This is a genomic window from Deltaproteobacteria bacterium, assembly GCA_016874775.1.
Classification (GTDB): domain Bacteria; phylum Desulfobacterota; class Binatia; order Bin18; family Bin18; genus VGTJ01.
In genome coordinates, this window is sequence record VGTJ01000124.1 from 1 (window position 1) to 19,625 (window position 19,625).

The window sequence follows — 19,625 nt, forward strand, 5'->3', positions numbered from 1 at the left end:
AATGCTCGGCCAGATACGTACAGGTGCAATTCTTCGGCGTGCTCACCAAATATTCGACGTACTGCTTCTTGGTAATCATATCCCTAAAATGATACTTGTGGTCCTCAAGCGTAAGTCCTGCGTCTTTCACCTTCACTACTTGCGGAACTCCTGCTGCCCGCTATACATTTCCTAGGAGATAACATCCCAAGACTATTTTGTTTGTGTGGGAACGCCGCTTAGATTTTCATGAGCAATTCAATCAACGTTTCGCACTCCTTGGGTGAGAGATTGACATTGTGACCTGTGATCTTTGCGTGAGCTCGCGCATGCAGCTTGCGTCCCTTCTCCGTCAGTGACACATAGACCACGCGTTGATCGTCCGTCTGTCGTTCCTTACGCACCAAGCCCTTCTCCACCATCTTATTGAGAATGCGCGAGACATTAGGACTATCGTCGATCAGCGTCTCACGCAGTTCGTTCACAGTCATCCGGTCGGTATCAGCCGCATCTAGGAAATGAATAACGCTCAGTTGTTCACGGCTAACGTCAAACTCCTTCAACGCCCGTTCAACAAAATTATCAATCTCCCTGGCGGTACAGCCTACCAACACAGCCGCTTTATCACGCAGAGAGAAATTCGCTTCGTATACTTTTTTCTTGTTTGCCACAGGGTATTCGGTACCAGTCAAACTTTCCGAATCTCTTCGTCCCAGGATTTATATTCCCAGGATGAGATATATTCGTCAAGGAACAGAGTCAAGCCCCGAATCAGTGGTCAGCCATCATCGATCAGCCAAAATGAGGAAGAAAGACTGCCTCACAAGCTGCGAGCTGACGGCTGGGGACGAGAAGCTTTCTTCTCAATCCAGATGCAACGTCGGGCCACCGTTGTTAAACCACATCTTGTTATCAAAATAATCGCGCCAGCCGCAGACTTTGCCAGCTTCATTGACATCGAACATGCCGATACACGGGAGTTTCAGGCCCCAACCCTTGCCGTCGAAATCCCAGCAATCCAAACGCTCAGTAACCACCGTGTTGCCACGACCAAAGCAGTTACGCAGTTCCCAATGCACCTTCCGTGTAAGCTTCATGATGCCTGCGACGATTTTGCGCACATCGCGCTGACCAACAACTGGAGCCAATGGTTGGTTAATATAAACGATATCATCCGACAAACACGCCATAGCGACATCTGGGTCAAGTGCTTCCCATGCATCAATAAATAAGCGCACCTTGAACACATTCCGTGCGACAATTTCGTCCCGGGTCATGAATCCTCCGTCGTGACTTGCAGAGCCTTATTTGAAGGGTCCTTTTCGTCGCCACCCTATATCGTTAAGTGGGTGAGTGGTCAACAAAGTTGGTCCCGTTTGGGACAATCACACGTGTTGGTACGGTCACCTCACTGTTGAAAAAGGGAGATGGGAGGTCTCACTTGCCTGCGCTAAATCGGCACACGAAAGATTGGTACACTGTTAGGCGTTGTACAAGAGACCGTAGCGTGCGCACAGCGCACGCTACCCGAAATGTACGAATGTCATGGAATCTGATTTCGTGCTATCACAGCCCCTTGATCGCTGTGACTTGTAACCGTCGACTTTGGGTATCAAGCCAGCCTTCGATAGTAATGATTTTGCCAAGGGCTTCCGGCTTCTGCAGACCTACCATCAGCTCCTCAGGACCAGTGAGATGGACTTTGTGTAACAAGACCTCGCCCTTCACCGCCTGTTTCTTTTCTTGAGTGGTCAGGTCCTCGACTTTGCCAATTCGTAACAGCATTGGTTTCCCTTGTACGGTCACATCGACCGTCACAATGTCGTCGCGCTTTTGCTGATCTGGACCTACAAACGCGCCAGTGATGCGCAGGTCGAGTGGACGCTGTTCAGGGTAGGGAGATTGCGCGAAGACAAGGCCCACATTCAGCACCATCATCATAGCCACCAGCATTGTCGACATTGCCATTTTTCTTCCTCCATGATCACGTGGCGGCTATCTTGCCATCGAGGTCGGAGATATGGAAGTGTAGCAACGATCAAGGAGGGAACTATGCAAACACAGCGAGCACGGATCAATAGCGTCGAGCTTGAGTATGATCTGCAGGGAACCGGAGAGCCGCTTGTTCTCATTCATGGCGCGCAGGGGGACCGGACGATGTTCTCGGCCATCGCTCCCCAATTTGCGGCTCGGTATCATGTCTTAACGTTCGACCAGCGTGGGTCAGGTCTCAGTGAGAAGCCTGACATGGTATACAGTATGGCAATGCTGGCAGATGACACTGCAGCGCTGATGGATCATGTCGGATTTGCTTCAGCCCACATCGTCGGGGTCTCGATGGGAGGGATGATTGCGCAAGAGTTTGCGCTGCGCCATCCACACAAAGTGAGACGCTTGGTGCTCGGTTGCACAACTCCTGGCGGGCCGAAGTCGGTCGCGGTCGGCGGAGGACCGATGGCAAAGGCGTACTCAACAGAAGCCTTGTCAGCAGAAGAGCGCGGTCGTTTACTTGCGGAGGCGTGCTTCACCAAAGGCTATATCGCGCAACATCCAGAAATCATTCCCGCCATGATCGAATCTCGTCGTCGTCGACCAATCGACCCAACGGCGCTCGGTCATCGGATGAAGGCAGTATTTACTCACAACACGTATGATCGGTTGGCACAGATTACCTGCCCTACGCTGGTGATCACAGGGAAAGATGATCTGTTGGTACCCTGGGAAAACTCGCAGATTTTGGCGGAACGCATTGCTGGGGCAAAACTCGTCCTCCTCGAACCGGCTGGACATATTTTCTGGGGAGAACAGCAAGAGAAGTCACAGAAAGAGATAATGGCGTTTTTGCAAGGCTAAATGAGACCTCATAATGACACACCCGAGAACCTCATGCGTACGCTGAATGTTCTGTGGCCCGATTTAGCGAAAGGCCCGTCCTCTCTATCATTGCAAAGGAGCTGCAATGCCCGATAAACAGATCACCAAAGACAGCCAAGCCCGCGTGGTACGCGGATGGATGTTTGGACTCCATGCCACATTCATCATTGATACCGGAGGACGGCTTGGCTATTTCGCCGAGCTGAAACGCCGTGGAGGTGCGGCTTCGGCACAAGAATTAGCCGCAGGGACAAAACTCGATCCCTGGCACACAGAGGTCTGGTGCCGCGCGGCATGTACGGCAGGGATTCTGAACTACGACGACAGCAAAGGTTTTGTTTTCGCTCCTTTCATGGATGAAGTTCTTGCCGAGGGGTCGCCAGATTTGATCGGTGCCCATATTCTGACCAGCCTCGCGCGCGATTATCTCGACTATCCAGAGATGTTTCGTTCCGGCGCGGTCCGTCCCTTCTCGGCCCATGCTGAAGACTTCTATTCCTTCCAAGGCCAGATCTCAGCACAACGTGCGCCACAGGTAGTCTCGGTCGCGCGCCAGCTTCCAGGGATAGAGCAGCGCCTGCAGGCGAGCGGAGCTGCCGTCATGGATGTTGGCTCTGGCAGCGGCACGGTTCTGATTGAGTTTGCCAAGCAATTTCCTCATTGTCAGGTGACTGGAGTCGAGCCCTTCGGTCATTTCCAAGAGACCTCAAAGCGGGCAATCGCTGCCAGCGGCTTGCATAACCGGATACGCCTGGCCGCGGTTGGTGCGGAACAAATCGACTTCCGTAACGAATTTGATCTCATCACGATGGTTCAGGTCTTCCATGAAGTACCAGATCAGGCCAAGCAAGATATTCTGCGGCGGTGTCAGCAAAGCCTCAAACCAGGTGGGACGTTACTCTTAATTGATCGTTGCGCGCCGGCGAACGGCAACGACCTGCGAGATCGCCGTTTCACCATGAGTATTATTGAGCAGTGGTTTGAAGTCACATGGGGCAATATCGTCAACACCCGTCCCGAAATTATGCAGATGCTTCAAGGAGCAGGGTTCACTATACAGCAAGAGAATGCCGACTTGATGCCCACGTATTGGACGTTTGTGGCGCAAAAATCGGCTTGAGGGGACAGATCACAGTTGCAGAGGAATTCAGCCTTCGGACTATTGCGCTAGGGATCGGAGGCATCGCCTAAAGCTTTCGTGGAAACGACGATAAGTGTACTACGGTCACAAACGAGCACGCACTCCCACCACCCCCACCACCCCCACTGCGTGTTCGTTTGTGCCTACCGTACCCAACAGACATACCTCCCCCGATTGACGCTCCTGTATCGCACAGGTACCTGTGGCGCACGATAGAGACGCCCCGCCGGGAGATCTCTACGACGGAAGCAGGAGGTCGCCATGAAACTTGGGATCAGCATTGGATACACTGGTAGTGAGGTCAGGCTACCGGTTGATTTTGTCCTTGAAGCAGAACGACTCGGCTATGATTCGCTCTGGACAGCGGAAGCCTACGGCTCAGACGCTGTGACACCATTAGCGTACCTTGCCGCGAAAACCTCACGTATCAAGTTAGGGACTGGCATCATGCAACTTGCAGGGCGTACCCCAGCAATGTGTGCGATGACGATGTCGACGCTCGATGCGCTTGCTGGAGGTGGTCGCGTATTGGTTGGCCTTGGCTTGTCCGGACCGCAAGTCGTCGAAGGCTGGCACGGACAACCGTATGACAAACCGGTGGCGCGGTTACGTGAGTATGTGAACATCCTGCGACAAATCTGGGCACGCGAGAAACCGGTTGTTCTTGACGGCAAAGCCTATCAAGTACCCTATCGCGGAGCCGAGGCAACTGGACTTGGGAAGCCCCTGAAGTCGATCCTGCACGGGCGGCAGTTGCCCATTTACCTTGCCACGATGCGACCGCAGAGTATTCGCCTGACGGCTGAAGTTGCCGATGGATGGCTGCCAATCTGGTTCTCACCGCAACGCATGGGGATGTTCAAGCCCGCGATCGAGGAAGGGTTCCAACGCGCGGGTAACGGGAAGTCATGGAAAGACTTTGATATCGCCGCTGGTTGTACAGTTGTTATTGGCGATGATGTCAAAGCCTGCCTTGCCCAGTTGAAACCAACCCTAGCGCTCTATGTTGGTGGCATGGGAGCACGAAACAAAAACTTCCATAACGAGATGGTTTCGCGTTATGGGTATGGTGATGTCGCTGCCAAAATCCAGGATTTATATCTCTCTGGTCGTAAGCAAGAAGCGACAGCGCTCGTCCCGGACGAACTGTGTGACGAGATGTCTCTGTGCGGTCCAGAGTCACGCATTCGCGAGCGCTACAAAATGTGGGAGCAAGCCGGCGTTTCCACTATGCTCGTGCAATCGAGCCAACCACAGGCCTATAAGTTGATGGCGGAGATTGCGGGGGTACAGGCGAAAGGCTGAAAATAGGATTAAGGTTCCCCTTTACAAAGGGGGGAACGAAAAAAGGGACTCAGCATGACCCAACCCATCTCCCCTCACGACCCCTACACGCGTCGCCGAGTCAAAGTCCTCGACTCAGAAATGGTGTACATCGATGTTGGTGTCGGCGATCCAGTCGTGTTTCTACACGGCAATCCGACCTCATCGTATCTCTGGCGCAATGTGATCCCGCACGTTGAACGTTCGGGTCGCTGTCTTGCACCAGACCTCATCGGCATGGGCGACTCGGGCAAAAATCCTAGTGGTTCCTATCGCTTTGTTGACCACGCACGTTACCTCGATGCATGGTTTGACGTCCTGGGGCTCACGAAGAATGTCACTCTGGTCGTTCACGATTGGGGATCCGCCCTTGGGTTTCATTGGGCGCATCGCCATCCTGACCGCGTGAAAGGCCTCGTCTACATGGAAGCGATTGTCAGGCCGCTGTTATGGGAAGAGTGGCCGGAAGCCGCGACGAACATCTTCCGCTTGATGCGCTCTCCTGCGGGAGAAGAAGTTGTCTTGCAAAAAAACATTTTCGTTGAACGTATTCTTCCTGCGAGCGTCCTCCGGCCAATGACGGAAGAAGAAATGGTGGTGTATCGGCGTCCATACCTGGAAGCTGGAGAAGTGCGGCGCCCCATGCTCACCTGGCCACGACAGATTCCGCTTGCTGGAGAACCGGCGGATGTAGTCGAGATCGTCGGGCGTTATGCGCAGTGGCTTGCGACTAGCAATATCCCGAGGCTCTTTATCAATGCCGAACCAGGGATGATCCTCGCTGGCAAAGCGCGTGATTTCTGCCGAACATGGCCAAACCAACAGGAAGTGACAGTCAAAGGTTTACACTTTATTCAGGAAGATTCACCAACTGAGATCGGACAGGCAGTGGCAACGTTTTTGCGGCAGCAGACCTAAACGCGGTTCTCTGTTCACGCAACACGTTCTACGCTTTGCTTGTTGCGTGCGGCGTGTTACGTGACCTTATACGTCCACCAGACTCAATATTCACACGGAGGCTATTCATGGAATATGCAACAATTGTCTTTGAGGTAAAGAACAACGTCGCCCGGATCACAATGAACCGCCCAGAAGCCGCCAATGCGCTCAATGCAGATATGGGCAAAGATCTCATGCATGCCGCATTGCGCTGTAGTGAAGATCCAGAGATCCGTGCGGTTATCCTGACCGGTGCAGGCCGGTTATTTTCTGGTGGAGGCGACTTGAAGAGCTTTGCCGCGCAAGGTGAGAACACGCCCTATCACCTCAAAGAAGTCACGACCTATCTGCATGCCGCAGTGTCACGTTTTACCCGTATGGATGCGCCGCTCATCGCTGCAGTCAACGGCACAGCTGGTGGAGCGGGGATGAGCTTATGTTGTTTCTGTGATCTTGTCCTTGCTGCCGAATCAGCCAAGTTCACAATGGCGTATACGCGTGCAGGTCTCACGCCCGATGGTTCATCCACCTACTTCCTGCCGCGCATCGTTGGCCTCAAACGGGCGTTAGAGCTGACACTGACGAATCGCATCCTTTCCGCTCAGGAAGCAATGAAATGGGGCATCGTCACAAAGGTCGTCCCCGATGCGAATCTACAGGCAGAGGCTGACGCCCTGGCTGCCCAACTTGCTGCCGGAGCGACTGGCGCATTTGGCGGGGCAAAACGATTACTCCATAGTGGGTTCAGCGAGACATTGGAAACACAGATGGAACTGGAGTCGCAGGTCATTGCCGCACGCGCCCACACGGTCGATGGCAAAGAAGGAATCTCCGCGTTTCTCGAAAAGCGAACGGCGAAGTTTGTGAATAAGTAACTCCACGAGAGATCAGGGTAGAGAGCGTAGAGACGTCGGCTGAGGGCGTCTCTCCAAGAATCCCAGACCGTATACTGATTATGGCTGTGGATCCGACGTCGTCGCTGAAGGAACCTCTTCTGGTTGCGACGGCTTTGACTCCGGCGTCACTTTCACAAGCAGAGTCTTTCCTGAGCCAACACGTGCGGGCCGCGGTCTGAAGAATCCTAACCACGCAATCCAATACTTATCGCTGTAGAATTTTCCCATCCGTTCGGCAAGTGCTCCATCTTTCACAAATTGCGCCTTTGCTTCAAACGATGGGCCATCTTTTGTGCCCACCCAAATTTTGACCGGGCTCCTACGATGAATGCGATGCGCCTTGTGGCTGCTCGGCGCGGTTGTGAAGTAGAGTCCTTCGCCGTCATACATAAACCACACAGGAGCAGCGGTGCTCCATTGGCCATTCATGCGCCGTGTCGCGACATAGATGTAGCTCTCGATCCTCAGTGCACTTGCGATCTCTTCGGTAAACATCTCTGCTCCGGCTACCGTTCCAATGGCAGACAACCCCGTTGCCAGTATCAGGCTCGTTAGTATCTTCATACGATTACTCGTGGTTGTCCTTTCCCTTGATCTTCAGCGTGATTGTCTTCTCGTCCATGCTCATAGTATGTTCCCTGATAACATTCTGTCTTACTCGTCGTCAAAGGAGGGTACGTGTGAAGCGCATCGTAATACCGACTCATGCACCAGAGAGGCCGTGCTCCCAAGGTCTCGTCCGGCAATGCTTCTTCATTGCCACTCTCCTGATCGATGCACTCCTCTGCCCATCGCTATGGCCTGAACAAACAGCGCTCGAAGCTCACTTTCGCCCCTATACGCAGGGAATGCCACGGGTTGCTGGTCTAGAACCGGGAGTGACGCTTTCCACCACCAATAGCCAATTAGCGAAGGATGTCCTTCCTCCAGAAGTGCTGCAGTTGATTAGCGCGGGAGATGTCAGCATAACAATCCAGGACACCACTGATCTCCCTCCGCGTCAGTCCTATTTCGATGCCACCCTCCATCATTCACAGGCGGTGTCGCTGAATGGTGATGGTGTCCTCGCCAATTATCAGGCCGGAGTTCCGTTTCCCCTGCTTGCTCACAGCGACCCGCACGCCGGAGAGAAACTCGCCTGGAACCTCCGCTATCGAGACATGGGCGAGAGTTTTGAGCTACGCGCCCATCCTCGTCAGTTCAATGCGAGCGGTGGGATCGAGCACAGTAACCGCGGCCATATGCGCATTCGTTTTGGCATGCACCGCCCGAATCCTGCGGACAATGATCCGCAGTGGCAGGCCCAAGGGGTTTACCTCAAGAACTCCTTTGAACTGCTCGCGCCCTCAGACCAAGAAGGAGTCATGAACCTGCGCACGTTCTATAATGACGCGCGTCGTACAGTCGAACAGTGGCGCTATTCCCCACAAAACCGTCGTACCCGTAAGGATTATGTGAACTTCCTCTCGCCGATTGGCGGATACTACGAGATGCTACAAGAAGAGCAGCCGCCGTTTTTTTTCCAAGGCTATTTGCATGAGTATACCTGGACATTTGACGGTGCCCGCCTGATGCTGGTTCCAGGTTTTTTGCGAACCATAGAACTGCAGTACGGCGGCAAGAATAACTGGTACCCACAAGTGCCGTGGGAACTGCGCCGGACGCTCGTCCTCTCCTGCACACCGCTCCACTCCCATCCTTTCGGGAAGCGAGTCTTCTTCCTCGATCAACAAACTTACACTCCGCTGATGATCCTCACCTATAATGCAGCCGGAACTTTCATTCGTTTAGTCCTCACTGCGCATGCTCATCCCGCGAGCCATCCTGGTAGTAATGGCCTCCCTTTACCGCTTCTGGTCGGTACCTCCTGGATTAACTACGCAAAAGATCGTGCGACGCTATTCACACTCAGCGATACGATGACCTACAACGTGCCACTGGGCGCCCGGCGGTTCGAGTTAATGGAAATCCTACGGAAAGGAAAATAATTTTTTCGCTTTTTTTTCGCTTTTTGCTCTTGCATCTCCCCTCAGAGTGGACAACAATAGGGACGTTCCGGAGCCTTGATCTGAGGAGAAAGAGACGGAAAATGTAGCGGCGGCGGCTAAGAATTAAGGCCGGGCGACTCTGACCGATCTGGCAGAAAGAAAGGTAGTCGCATGGCATTCGCACCAACACAGGCAAAAGTTTCTCCCCCCAAGGGGCCACGACCGACTCCAACATCCCGACGTGCGATTTCGGCAACGGCAACGCTGCAACAGCGCTACGAGACGGCAACACATCCGCTTTCTGAACACTTCGCTCCCATAGATGCGTGGCTGGCTGAACATGCACCACACCTGTGGCAGCTGATCCGCCAAGAAGACGATGAACTTTTTCACCTACGGCAGCTTGGTGCGTCAAATTACGTCTATCGCGTACGTCTCACTGTCTTATTGTCCCTGTGTCAACAAGCCGAGCAGCTCTATTATGAAGCACAGCCGGAGCAGCTCCGGCTGCCGGTGCTTGCGCCAGAGGAGCGTGTAGCCATCTATTTTGAGTTCGCCGATGGAACGATCAGCAGAATGCACGGCGAAGAAACGTAGTGCGCGTTTCAGGGCTTTCGTAGAGGCGTAGCAGGTTATATCAAATCTCTTCTGATGGTAGCGTTTCCGAACCTGGGCGCCCTGTCATTCTGAGCCGCGGAGCGGCGCAGAATCTCTCGGAGAGACCCTTCGCTCCGCTCAGGGTGACACGCAAATGCTCCTATCTTTCGAGATGTGGTATTACGCCTCTCCAGCCGCCATCTCACTTTACCCCAACAATACCAAAGTGCTGCACCCCTTCATCCCAGCGGACGTTGGTGGTTTTCCCGGACTGAGGGAAATTCGTCACTGAACATTCACCATTTACACCAGTCAAGAACTGCGTTCCGAGATTCGTCACGGTAAACGGCACCTTTGCGACCTCGTGTCCATCAATAACGACAGCTAAGGTATGTGCGCCTTGAGAGAGGAGGTTCCAGTTCACCAAGAGTGCAAAGCCATTGTTCGTGTCATTGCAAATAGGACGCGTATCTTCGCGACCGGAACCATAGTCAGCAGGTAACCGAATAGTCCCATCGATTACCAGTTCGACTTTTCCAGCCTGACACGCCCACCCGCTCACAACGCCGATACCACTTTGAGTCGACCCACCGGCAGGGTTTTCCAGCTTGGCAGTGCCATTCCCATTGACACCGGTATTTCCACTGCTGTTCTGATTCGGGCCGAGAACGAAGTTCTGCAGACTTTCATCCCAATGTACCGGCGTGTTGGTTCCTGCCCGTGGGAAGTTTGCAACCGTGCATTCTCCATTGAGGCCTCGCAAGAATTCTGCTCCCAGGTTGTGCACGGTAAAGGTCGCCCGCGCAAACTCCACACCATCTGCACGAGCCACTACGGTGTGGGTTCCATTTGACAACAGGCTCCAGTTCACCAAAAGTGAGAATCCGTTATCGGTATCATTACAGGTCGCCCGCGTATCTTCCCGACCAGTGCCATACACCGCTTGCAACTGGTGAACACCATCGATGACCAGCTCAACACGACTGGCGCGACATACCCAGCCACTCATGATACCGATACCGCTTTGGGTTGAACCTGAACGCGGGTTTTCTAACAATGCTGCCGTTCCACTGCCACTTTGAGCCGCAACAAAAAGTTCTGCATTACCGTCATCATTCTGCCCTACAGGATTCGCTTTCGCAGCAAAGGCGATCGTGCTTCCAGCATCACTCACCGCTGGCGGTGCGGTCAAGCCGCTATTGGAAAACGTAGCAGTCACAGCTTGTAGTGCGCCTCCTGCTGGATTATTCACATACAGTTTTCCTTGTTTCGTCACCTCGTCTGTACAGATAAACGCGGACTGAACTCCATTCCTACTCAGTGTCACCGGTGAGCAGTTCACCTGAGCCGATGGGGCATCGAACAGCTGTCGCCGGTCTGTACCATTTGCATTCATGATGAACGGTTCAGTGTTCAGCAATTTGGGTGAAGTGAGGTTATCGAGATTCACCAACAAGCGTAAGAAACCGATGCGGCTCCCATCATCACTAAACGTCGGAGCCACGAACGTGCCAACGCACAGTGTACCACCACTTTCCTCACATGCCCCTTGGCTAAAAATGGTCAGTTGCGCTATCCCAGAGCCATCGCTGGCAAGAGTGAAAATCTGCGGAATCTGAAATCCGTTATTGTTGACGTAGTTGCCAGTTGAGGAGAATACGATACGCGCGCCGTCTTCAGTAATAGATACTCCATTGATCGCCAGGTTGGGGTTCGCGCTATTGCCAACAGTGCCAGTCGTCAGTTGACGGAGTCCAGTTCCATTCGTTCCGAGCACAAAGACTTCTTGAGAGGTTCCGCTGCGGCCACCTAACGGGGCCGTTGAGGTAAACGCCACCACACTGCCATTACCGCTAATGGAGAGGCCGAGCAAGTTGAGCAACTCACCGGTACTGCTGAGGAATGGTCCATTGGTTCCGGCTGGCGTATTCGTGAGTTGGCGAAGATTGCTACCAGCGAAATTGGTCACGAAGATTTTGGGATTTCCATCACTGTTGGTGCCATTCTTCAATAAATCTGCGTTTGAGGTAAACGTCACTGTTGAGCCATCATTGCTAATAACCGGGAAGGCACTGGCTTGAGTCGGACCACTCGTCATTGTCAATTGGCGTATCGTGGGGGTCGTCGACAAGTCGGCAGCAAACACTTCAAGTGACCCATCAGTATTTTGCCCAACCAGATCGGCACTCGAAGCAAATACAATCCGCGTTCCATCGCCACTGATCGATGGCGTGAAACTTTCTTCCGCTAACGCAGTGGCAGCATTGTCCGTGCTCCGCGTGACTTGGGAGGGCGTAAAAGCAGACGGCACGGTGTCGACTGGGCTCGTTTCCAACTCATAGTAGACCCCAGGCATGATGCACATCTCATCATCTGAGGTAAAACCAAACACTAAGTTTGCTGGCACACAGCGACCAGTGCCAAAGCCTGCGCAGTCACTATCGCTCTGGCAGTGACGTGCCGCTTCCAGTGGACGACCAGGGGTCACACCAGCTGATTCTTCACATCCCATCTTGAGCGGGCGATTCACACCATTGTCATGCCGACAGGTGTAAGACAGTTGTTCTCCAGGTTCGAGAATAAGCGGAGACGGAAATCCCAGGTTGGCGGGATCAGCGTAGTCAGCATTCACATAGAGATGTTTCTTCCCTTGATCATCGACCGGCCCATTGGCGGGATTTTTGTCGCTTCCGTCAGCACCAATGTGGTCAATGGTGAACTGGGTCCCGCGCTTATGCATGTGTGATGTCAGCCCCATGAGCGCCGACCGTTTACTGGGTGACCATGCCCACCGCGCCTCTTTCACAGTTTGTGGCGGTACGGAGATAAACGAATTGGCGATAACATCGAAAATGATCTTCGCCTCGTACTTCACAGCGTTCGCTGGGATAGTGTTGATGTTGAGCAACACTTCACCTTGGGTGTCTTGGTAATAGTTGATGTAGTGGGCATTGAGGAGGAGTCCTTGGCGTGGCTCCAATTTCAGCGCAATCCCTGGTGGGTAGAAAACTGTTGAGTTTGGCGTTTGCGCACCTGCAATGAACGACTTCTGGAAGCGATCATTGGGCCCTTTGTCATTACAGCCGATGTCATCGATAAACTGAGGGGGGGGGAATGCTTCGCCCGAGTCTTGATCCAGACAATTCGGTGTTCCATCATTGTCTCTGTCTTTGTCACATGCTTCACCGTTGTAGCTGTAGACGATGAAGTGATGACTGCCGGGACGCATATGGATTTCATAGCCAGACATGTAAATCGCTTCGGTATTAGGCAAGCGCACGAAGAGGCAGCCTTCCCGTTCAGGCTGACTCCCCAAGGCAAACGCAGGAATCCTCACCTGGAATCCCTGTCTTGCTGCAGGTGGAGCTAGCGGTTCGATTGGAGGTTGCTGCTGCCCAGAACTACCACCACTGCCACCAGTGCCCTCGACAATACCTTCTTTAGGCGCACCTGCGAGAATCCATTTGCGAATGACTTCGGTCAGTTCTGGGTTCAAGGTGCTGAAAGGACTTGAGCCAAACGGCATGGGAGAACCTTCACCATTCGTGAGTTGCGCACTAATCTTGTTCCACAAGAAGCTACGACTGAGATCGCCAGGCAGGATACGTTTCTTGCCTCCACCATTCGCGGCAGGATTCGCAGGGGCAGCATTCACCAACGCGTTATACGATAAGCCAGGCTCAAGGACTAAATCGCCAGCTTTGGCATTCGACCCATGACAGGATTGCAACGCACAGCTTTGCGTAAAGACGTCATTCTGAATACGCGCGAACGTCGAAGACGCACTTTGTCCACGCCACTCCTGCATTTGGCCGTGGTCAAAAAACATTCCGTGATGGCCGTGTTGATGGTGAGGCGCAGCAAGAGAAGTCGAAGGTTGTGTCTCAGCAACACCGCAAGGAAAAGAGCAAAAACTCAAGACCGCGATGACGATCACCTTGTGTAAGGCCCCACCCATAGCCCACCTGCGCATGCGAAGAGATAGGAAGTTACCCTGCCCGACAACGCCAGTATTTGCAAGGTGCGAGGTTTCTTGTGGCTGACTGTTTTCTTGTCTGATCAGCAGTGAACGTGATACTGTTCGGCTAGTTGGTCTCTCGAGGAGTACACCATGAAAGCGTCCAGTCACTCATCCACACGAGAAGCATGGGTCAACATTCCAAGCGAAGCAGACGTCCGAGCTCAGCTTCCACCTGGTTCGAAATATCCGTATGACTTTGGCTTCCTACCGGCGATGGGACGACTTATTCGTACCCACCCACGGATCGCACAAACATGGGTCGGACTTTTTCGTGAGATTATGTGGTCTCCGGAAAGCGTGCTCACGCGGCAGGAACGAGAAATGATCGCGGCTGTCGCAGCAGGGGCACAAGATTGTCATTATTGAACCCAATCTCACGCAGAGTTCCTGCGTGCCGAACTTGGCAATCCGGCATTGGTGGAAGCCATCAAACAAAAACGCTGGCGTGAAGTCTCCGGCCTCTCACCGCGAGACCATGCACTTTGTGCGGTTGCAGAAAAACTCAGTGCAACACCAACCAAGATGGTCGAAGAAGATTGGCAACCGTTGCGAGATCTTGGCTTCAACGATCAAGCGTGCCTCGAAGTCGCGCACGTCGTCGGCATTTTTAATTATCTTACACGTATGGCTGACGGGTTTGGTTTGCAATTGGATGCGGCAACGAAAGTTGCGTCGGAAAGTGGCCTGGCGTTGAAGCGACCGGAATAAAACGGAATTGCTCGATGCATTTGTTCATGAATTTCACCCGATTGTACTGCAATCGCCTGAGTAACTGCTTTATGTCGCAATCACCTTCAGGGCCGTTTCTGATAAAGCCCATTGGGGTCACATTCTGTCATTCATCAGTTCTGTTTAACTTCAACCTGTCGTTCGTGGATCACTTCCTGGCCATGTCCCCCACGACCAATAATCCGAATAGTTGCCACTCTTTGCGAGTCAAACCGCAGAAGAATTCGACGGGTAACAGCCCTTGCAACGAGTGGACACCACCTCCCTCCCCATAAATCTTTCCATGTGAGATCCCAGCGATTATACGGACGAATTTCTGCCCGTAAGCCAGAAACGTTAACACTCGTCTCCCCAGGTTTTGTACACCCTCCATAACTAGTGGTGACCATGGCGGTAAACGTTTGCTTTTCCAAGACTGGGCCAAAATTGTCTAGCTCTGGCCAGCTAGTAGGATCTTAGGGATTCTGTCGGAAGCTGTACCCAGACTCTGCCTTCAGTTTTAATTACGGAGCGTTGGTAAAGCCCTCCCGTTGACCACAGCCCCCAACTCCGCGTAGAGAAAGAGGCCGCTTCGAAAGGAGCGGCCTAAGGAGGGTTACAATGGCTGTGCATTCAGCGCCAGAACCAACAGACTTCACATCGACGCCAATCTCAACAGTACCTCTCAGCCAGTATTGGCCGCGACGATTTACGCTGGTCCTGCTGTGCTTTTTCAGTACGCTCATTTGCTACATCGATCGTGTGAATATGTCGGTCGCAGTGATTCCAATGGCTACCGAGTTTGGTTGGGATCAAACGACTCGTGGGATCGTGCTCTCTTCTTTCTTTTATGGATACCTCGCTACCCAAGTGCTCGGCGGTTGGTTAGCCGATCGTTACGGTGGCAAAGTGGTCCTCGGATTTGGCGTGTTATGGTGGTCGGTGTTTACCCTTCTGACTCCACCAGCAGCCTATATCTCATTTACGGTACTATTTCTTGCACGCGTTGGCATGGGCTTAGGGGAAGGGATTGCCTTTCCAGCAATTCACAATCTGTTTGCTCAGTGGATTCCACGCCAAGAACGGGCTCGCTCAGTCGGTTTCAATGCCAGTGGTATTCCGTTGGGAACTGTTGGCGCTCTGTTCTCCACCCCGATTATCGTGACCCATTGGGGCTGGCCGGCGGTGTTCTACGTGTTCGGGATGTTGGGATTTATCTGGTATGCGTTTTGGCATTTCATGGCTTCTGACGCCCCAGAGACACATCACTCCATCAGCCCTGCTGAGGTCGAAGCCATCCGCGCCAACACCCCAGCACCACAAAAGAACGAGAACATTCCCTGGGGACTGCTACTTTCCAAAGCTCCCGTCTGGGCCATTATTATCAATCACTTTTGCTCGAACTGGGGATTCTACGTCATTCTCACCTGGCTGCCGACCTACTTCACCCAAGTGTTGCACGCGGAGTTACATAAGGTCGGTATTTATACCGTGCTGCCGTGGCTCGTCATGTTCCTGATGAGTAATGTCGCGGGCTGGACTGCGGATCGCCTCCTCAAGGCTGGACTTTCCCTCACCCTCGTTCGCAAATTGATGCAGACCGTTGGTTTCCTTGGCGCAGCAACCTTTCTCACGTTGATCAGTGGCGTGAACACGATTGGGCTCGCCGTCTTTTATATGTGCTGCGCGCTCGGACTCGGCGCGTTTGCGCTCTCTGGCTTTGCGGTCAATCATCTGGACATCGGTCCACGCTACGCGGGTATTCTGCTCGGCTTCTCTAACACAGCGGGAACGATTCCTGGCATCGTCGGTGTCACGCTGACTGGTATGATCCTCGATGCCACGGGCTCATGGCAACTGGTGTTCTTAATCTCTGCCGGAGTCTATATTGTCGGTCTGGTTGTGTGGTGGTTGTTTGCGACAGGAGAGCGGATATTTGACTAAGAAAAGTAGTCAGTAGTCAGCATTCAGTAGTCAGTAGAGAAAAAACACCTTTCCCCATGCTGGCTACTGGCTACTTTTCTATATCTCCTCAAACGACCCGCTGCGCCCTTTGCCACCAGCAAAGCGGGTAGCTCCTGCACGAGATTCCTGACGCAACGGTTCAATACCACCGCGGGCTTCATTCTTGAGCGCACTCACCAAATCGAGGTCCCACTGTTGATAAGCAGACATGCGATCGGCACGCATACAGATCTGTGGAAACCGTGCAATCTCATGGGCGAGCTTCTCGGCTTCCTCTCGCGCTTTTCCTTTCGGTACGACACGGTTACAGAGTCCCATCGCTAGGGCTTCCTGCGCGCCGACTGCACGACCAGTGAGGATGAGAAAGCGCACGCCCCATGCCAATCAATCGTGGCAAGCGCACTGTCCCTCCATCGATCAGCGGAACTCCCCAACGACGACAGAACACTCCAACCTGGGCATCTTCTTCCATCACTCGCAGATCACACCACAGGGCAAGTTCAAGTCCGCCAGCAACGGCATAGCCACTGACACCGGCAATCACCGGTTTGTTCAGTAACATCCGACTGGGACCCATCGGACCATCGCCCTCTGGGTCGAACGTGCCAAGCCCTTGTCCAGAGGCAACGGTTTTCAAATCATAGCCAGCACAGAAGGTACCGTGGTCACCCCATAGCACTCCCACCAGTGCTTCTTGATCTGCCTCAAACGCACGAAACGCGTCTTGGAGTTCCAAGGCGGTCGCATGGTTCACAGCATTACGAACATCAGGACGATTCAAGATAACAGTTGTGACCGGGCCGTTTTTTTCGATACGGAGCGGCATGAAAAATTCCTCCCTCAGTACGTTGACGCTTCGATCCTTCGACTCGGCTCAGGGCTCAGCACGAACGGTCCCCGGTCACCCTGAGCCCGTCGCAGGGTGACTATGGGCAAGCAGCAATCCCGTTACTTCTCAATCGCAATACACCAACCACCGGTGATTTCATCGATCTGCGCAATAGCGTACCCTTCAGCTTCTGCAGCCCGAGGAATATCGCGCCGTCCTTTGGGATCATCAATGAGCACTTCGAGAATGTCACCGCGTTCCAGATCTTCCAGGCGAACTTTTGCCTTGGCCCAGTTCAACGGACATTTCACACCATAGAGGTTGATCCGTTCGGTTTTTCCTTTCACCGGAAGGCTCATTTTTTTCCACTATCTATGCAAGACACCGGCAACGACCGAGCAAGTCCATACAGCGCCATGTCAGTCATTGTCTCTGCCATTTCGTCGGCAGAAAACTCTTCTTGTTCGATCCACCAGGACACAACCTGTGCTGCCATTCCGACAAGCCCATTCGCAACAATAGGGACAGGAACTGGCCGAAAGGCTCCCTGCGCGATTCCTTCTTGCACCCGCTCAGTCGCGTCAGCAACAAACAATGCATACACCTGACGGAGCAGTTCATTGAACGCATTGCCGTGCCCAAAGATGATTTTGAACACCTCACGATTGGCTTGGACGAAGTGGAAGAATGTCTTATTTGCGGCTCGCAGTTTATCTACAGGATCGACAGCGGTATCTCGTGCAGTGTCTATATCTTTTTTCAGGAGGCGAGCGGCGTCTTCGACTAATTCAAGAAACAGAGCATCTTTGGTCGGAAAATATAAATAGAACGTGCCAACACCAATGTCAGCCGCTTTCGCGATATCGACGATCTTACTGCCGTAATAGCCTTTTTCGGCCAGCACCTTGCGGGCTGCGAGCAAAAGGTCGTGTCGTGTTTTTTCCTTTCGCCGCTGATAATGAGACAGGGAGGTGAGTGCTGTCATGAGAAAAATATTTTTTTCGCAATGAATTCTCGTTCACTATCTCCTGAAATTTCTCTACCCTGTCAAGCGAGGTGCTGTTCTTTTCTTCACAGTGACGCTATAGCCCAATAGATCACACGAGCCGAAAGGAACGCATGAGTGCAGGACGAAACGCGAAAAGGGCTACAGCTGGGCTTGTTTATGCCCAACTGCAGCAATATGTATGCGATCAGTACGTATCGATCTGAGCAAGGCGCGCCAGACGAGTGGCCGTACGAATCGAATAAGCGCATTGCGCTAGCTGCCGAAGAGGCTGGGATGCATTTCCTTTTTCCCGTGAGTCGCTGGCGTGGCTTTGGTGGCAAAACCAATTACTTGGGCACCTCGATGGAAACGATGACGTGGGCGTCTGCGCTGCTGGCGGTTACCCGTGCCATCCATATTTACTCGACCGTGCATGTGCCAGTGTTCCATCCGTTAGTTGCTGCAAAGATGGGCGCCACCCTCGATCACATCGGTCGTGGACGTTGGGGCATCAATATCGTCAGCGGCTGGAGCAAAGGCGAATTTGGCATGATGGGGATCGAGCTGATGCCACACGCTGAGCGATATCAACGCACTGCAGCCTTCATCGAAATTCTCAAAGGACTGTGGACGCAGGAGCCGGGCACGTTCAATTTTTCGTCTCCTTGGTATAATATCACCGGCGGTTATGTGCTGCCACAACCGATGTGCAAACCGCATCCACCCATTGCCAACGCTGGAGTCTCGCCCGAAGCAAAAGATCTGGTCGCTCGCTACTGTGACATTGCCTTCATTGGTCCCCCATCAATCGAAGCCTCTGGCGATATGACGCAAGAGTTCAAAGAACGTGCCAAAAAATACCATCGCGCTGTGCAATGTGCCTGCTATCCCTTTGTTTTGTGGAGAGAAACCGAGAAAGAAGCCCAAGACGAGTGTCGTCGTATTGTCGACCGCATGGATAAGGTGGCGGCTGAAAACTGGGCTCGGGGGATTATCGCAGATAATGGATCATTTGATCAGTTTACGCTCGAAATGTTCACTCTTGGTGCAGGAGCGTTGCCGGTGATTGGGACTGCTGAACAGGTTGCAGAAAAGTTGAAACGTCTCTACGAATTAGGCATGGATGGCGTCCTGATGGCATTCTTATCGTACTATGAAGACACCGTGCGATTTGGCCAAGAGATCGCACCATTACTCAGACAAATGGGGGTGCTGGCACCACCACACGCACCACCCGCATCATCATTGCCTTAGAGAGTGTTTTGAAAAAGGGATTGGTAAGCTTGAGGGATGAATACACTGCCGCGAGTTTATCCAACGGACCTGACCATGACCGAATGGACACAATTGAAGAGCTTCTTTCCCCCGGCCTCTCGC

18 protein-coding genes and 1 pseudogene are annotated in these 19,625 nt (G+C 53.0%); 11 read left to right on the forward strand and 8 right to left on the reverse strand.

Going from position 1 to position 19,625, the window contains the following annotated elements:
- Window positions 1–218 precede the first annotated feature (218 nt).
- The 3 genes from FJ147_19325 to FJ147_19335 form a co-directional block, all read right to left on the reverse strand.
- Window positions 219–698, reverse strand: coding sequence for a MarR family transcriptional regulator (locus FJ147_19325; protein MBM4258031.1), 480 nt, complete (start codon window positions 696–698; stop codon window positions 219–221).
- Between the two features lie 144 nt (window positions 699–842).
- Window positions 843–1,256, reverse strand: a complete 414-nt coding sequence (locus FJ147_19330; GenBank protein MBM4258032.1) for a hypothetical protein — start codon at window positions 1,254–1,256, stop codon at window positions 843–845.
- Window positions 1,257–1,545: 289 nt separating this feature from the next.
- A complete protein-coding gene (locus FJ147_19335) occupies window positions 1,546–1,947 on the reverse strand; it encodes a hypothetical protein (protein MBM4258033.1) in 402 nt (133 codons plus the stop codon).
- A 12-nt stretch (window positions 1,948–1,959) separates the two neighbouring features.
- On the opposite strand from FJ147_19335, the gene FJ147_19340 reads away from it, so the two are divergent.
- The 5 genes from FJ147_19340 to FJ147_19360 all read left to right on the forward strand — a co-directional run bounded on the left by FJ147_19340 (window position 1,960) and on the right by FJ147_19360 (window position 7,131).
- Entirely contained in the window at window positions 1,960–2,832 is an 873-nt protein-coding gene (locus FJ147_19340; GenBank protein MBM4258034.1) for an alpha/beta fold hydrolase, read from the forward strand.
- A 106-nt stretch (window positions 2,833–2,938) separates the two neighbouring features.
- Window positions 2,939–3,973, forward strand: a complete 1,035-nt coding sequence (locus FJ147_19345) for a class I SAM-dependent methyltransferase (protein MBM4258035.1) — start codon at window positions 2,939–2,941, stop codon at window positions 3,971–3,973.
- A 282-nt stretch (window positions 3,974–4,255) separates the two neighbouring features.
- Complete coding sequence (locus FJ147_19350) at window positions 4,256–5,299, forward strand: LLM class F420-dependent oxidoreductase (GenBank protein MBM4258036.1); 1,044 nt, start codon at window positions 4,256–4,258, stop codon at window positions 5,297–5,299.
- A gap of 54 nt (window positions 5,300–5,353) precedes the next feature.
- The gene (locus FJ147_19355) at window positions 5,354–6,235 is read left to right on the forward strand and encodes a haloalkane dehalogenase (protein MBM4258037.1); all 882 of its coding nucleotides are present in this window, start codon (window positions 5,354–5,356) and stop codon (window positions 6,233–6,235) included.
- Window positions 6,236–6,342: 107 nt separating this feature from the next.
- Window positions 6,343–7,131, forward strand: coding sequence for an enoyl-CoA hydratase/isomerase family protein (locus FJ147_19360; GenBank protein MBM4258038.1), 789 nt, complete (start codon window positions 6,343–6,345; stop codon window positions 7,129–7,131).
- 78 nt (window positions 7,132–7,209) lie between these two features.
- On the opposite strand, the gene FJ147_19365 is transcribed toward FJ147_19360, so the two are convergent.
- Window positions 7,210–7,716, reverse strand: a complete 507-nt coding sequence (locus tag FJ147_19365; protein MBM4258039.1) for a hypothetical protein — start codon at window positions 7,714–7,716, stop codon at window positions 7,210–7,212.
- Window positions 7,717–7,772: 56 nt separating this feature from the next.
- Between FJ147_19365 and FJ147_19370 the strand changes: the two genes are divergently transcribed.
- Together FJ147_19370 and FJ147_19375 are read left to right on the forward strand one after the other, a co-directional pair.
- Window positions 7,773–9,140: a DUF1329 domain-containing protein gene (locus FJ147_19370; GenBank protein ID MBM4258040.1), complete on the forward strand. Its 1,368-nt coding sequence runs from the start codon at window positions 7,773–7,775 to the stop codon at window positions 9,138–9,140.
- 171 nt (window positions 9,141–9,311) lie between these two features.
- A complete protein-coding gene (locus FJ147_19375) occupies window positions 9,312–9,737 on the forward strand; it encodes a hypothetical protein (GenBank protein MBM4258041.1) in 426 nt (141 codons plus the stop codon).
- A gap of 202 nt (window positions 9,738–9,939) precedes the next feature.
- Here FJ147_19375 and FJ147_19380 read toward each other — a convergent pair whose 3' ends face one another.
- Window positions 9,940–13,710 (reverse strand): hypothetical protein, encoded by a 3,771-nt coding sequence (locus FJ147_19380; protein MBM4258042.1) that lies wholly within the window; start codon window positions 13,708–13,710, stop codon window positions 9,940–9,942.
- A gap of 138 nt (window positions 13,711–13,848) precedes the next feature.
- On the opposite strand from FJ147_19380, the gene FJ147_19385 reads away from it, so the two are divergent.
- The 3 genes from FJ147_19385 (at window position 13,849) to FJ147_19395 (ending at window position 16,410) form a co-directional block, all read left to right on the forward strand.
- Window positions 13,849–14,124, forward strand: a complete 276-nt coding sequence (locus FJ147_19385; GenBank protein ID MBM4258043.1) for a hypothetical protein — start codon at window positions 13,849–13,851, stop codon at window positions 14,122–14,124.
- A gap of 51 nt (window positions 14,125–14,175) precedes the next feature.
- Complete coding sequence (locus tag FJ147_19390; protein ID MBM4258044.1) at window positions 14,176–14,466, forward strand: hypothetical protein; 291 nt, start codon at window positions 14,176–14,178, stop codon at window positions 14,464–14,466.
- A 621-nt stretch (window positions 14,467–15,087) separates the two neighbouring features.
- Window positions 15,088–16,410, forward strand: a complete 1,323-nt coding sequence (locus tag FJ147_19395; GenBank protein MBM4258045.1) for an ACS family MFS transporter — start codon at window positions 15,088–15,090, stop codon at window positions 16,408–16,410.
- Window positions 16,411–16,488: 78 nt separating this feature from the next.
- On the opposite strand, the pseudogene FJ147_19400 reads toward FJ147_19395, so the two are convergent.
- The 3 genes and pseudogenes from FJ147_19400 to FJ147_19410 form a co-directional block, all read right to left on the reverse strand.
- Window positions 16,489–17,257, reverse strand: a pseudogene (locus tag FJ147_19400) (crotonase/enoyl-CoA hydratase family protein).
- A 122-nt stretch (window positions 17,258–17,379) separates the two neighbouring features.
- On the reverse strand, window positions 17,380–17,619 hold the full coding sequence (locus FJ147_19405) for a sulfurtransferase TusA family protein (protein ID MBM4258046.1): 240 nt from the start codon (window positions 17,617–17,619) through the stop codon (window positions 17,380–17,382).
- Window positions 17,616–18,245: a TetR/AcrR family transcriptional regulator gene (locus tag FJ147_19410; GenBank protein MBM4258047.1), complete on the reverse strand. Its 630-nt coding sequence runs from the start codon at window positions 18,243–18,245 to the stop codon at window positions 17,616–17,618. The genes FJ147_19405 and FJ147_19410 overlap by 4 nt, the downstream gene beginning before the upstream one ends.
- 138 nt (window positions 18,246–18,383) lie before the next feature.
- On the opposite strand from FJ147_19410, the gene FJ147_19415 reads away from it, so the two are divergent.
- Window positions 18,384–19,502: an LLM class flavin-dependent oxidoreductase gene (locus FJ147_19415; GenBank protein ID MBM4258048.1), complete on the forward strand. Its 1,119-nt coding sequence runs from the start codon at window positions 18,384–18,386 to the stop codon at window positions 19,500–19,502.
- Window positions 19,503–19,625: the final 123 nt, after the last annotated feature.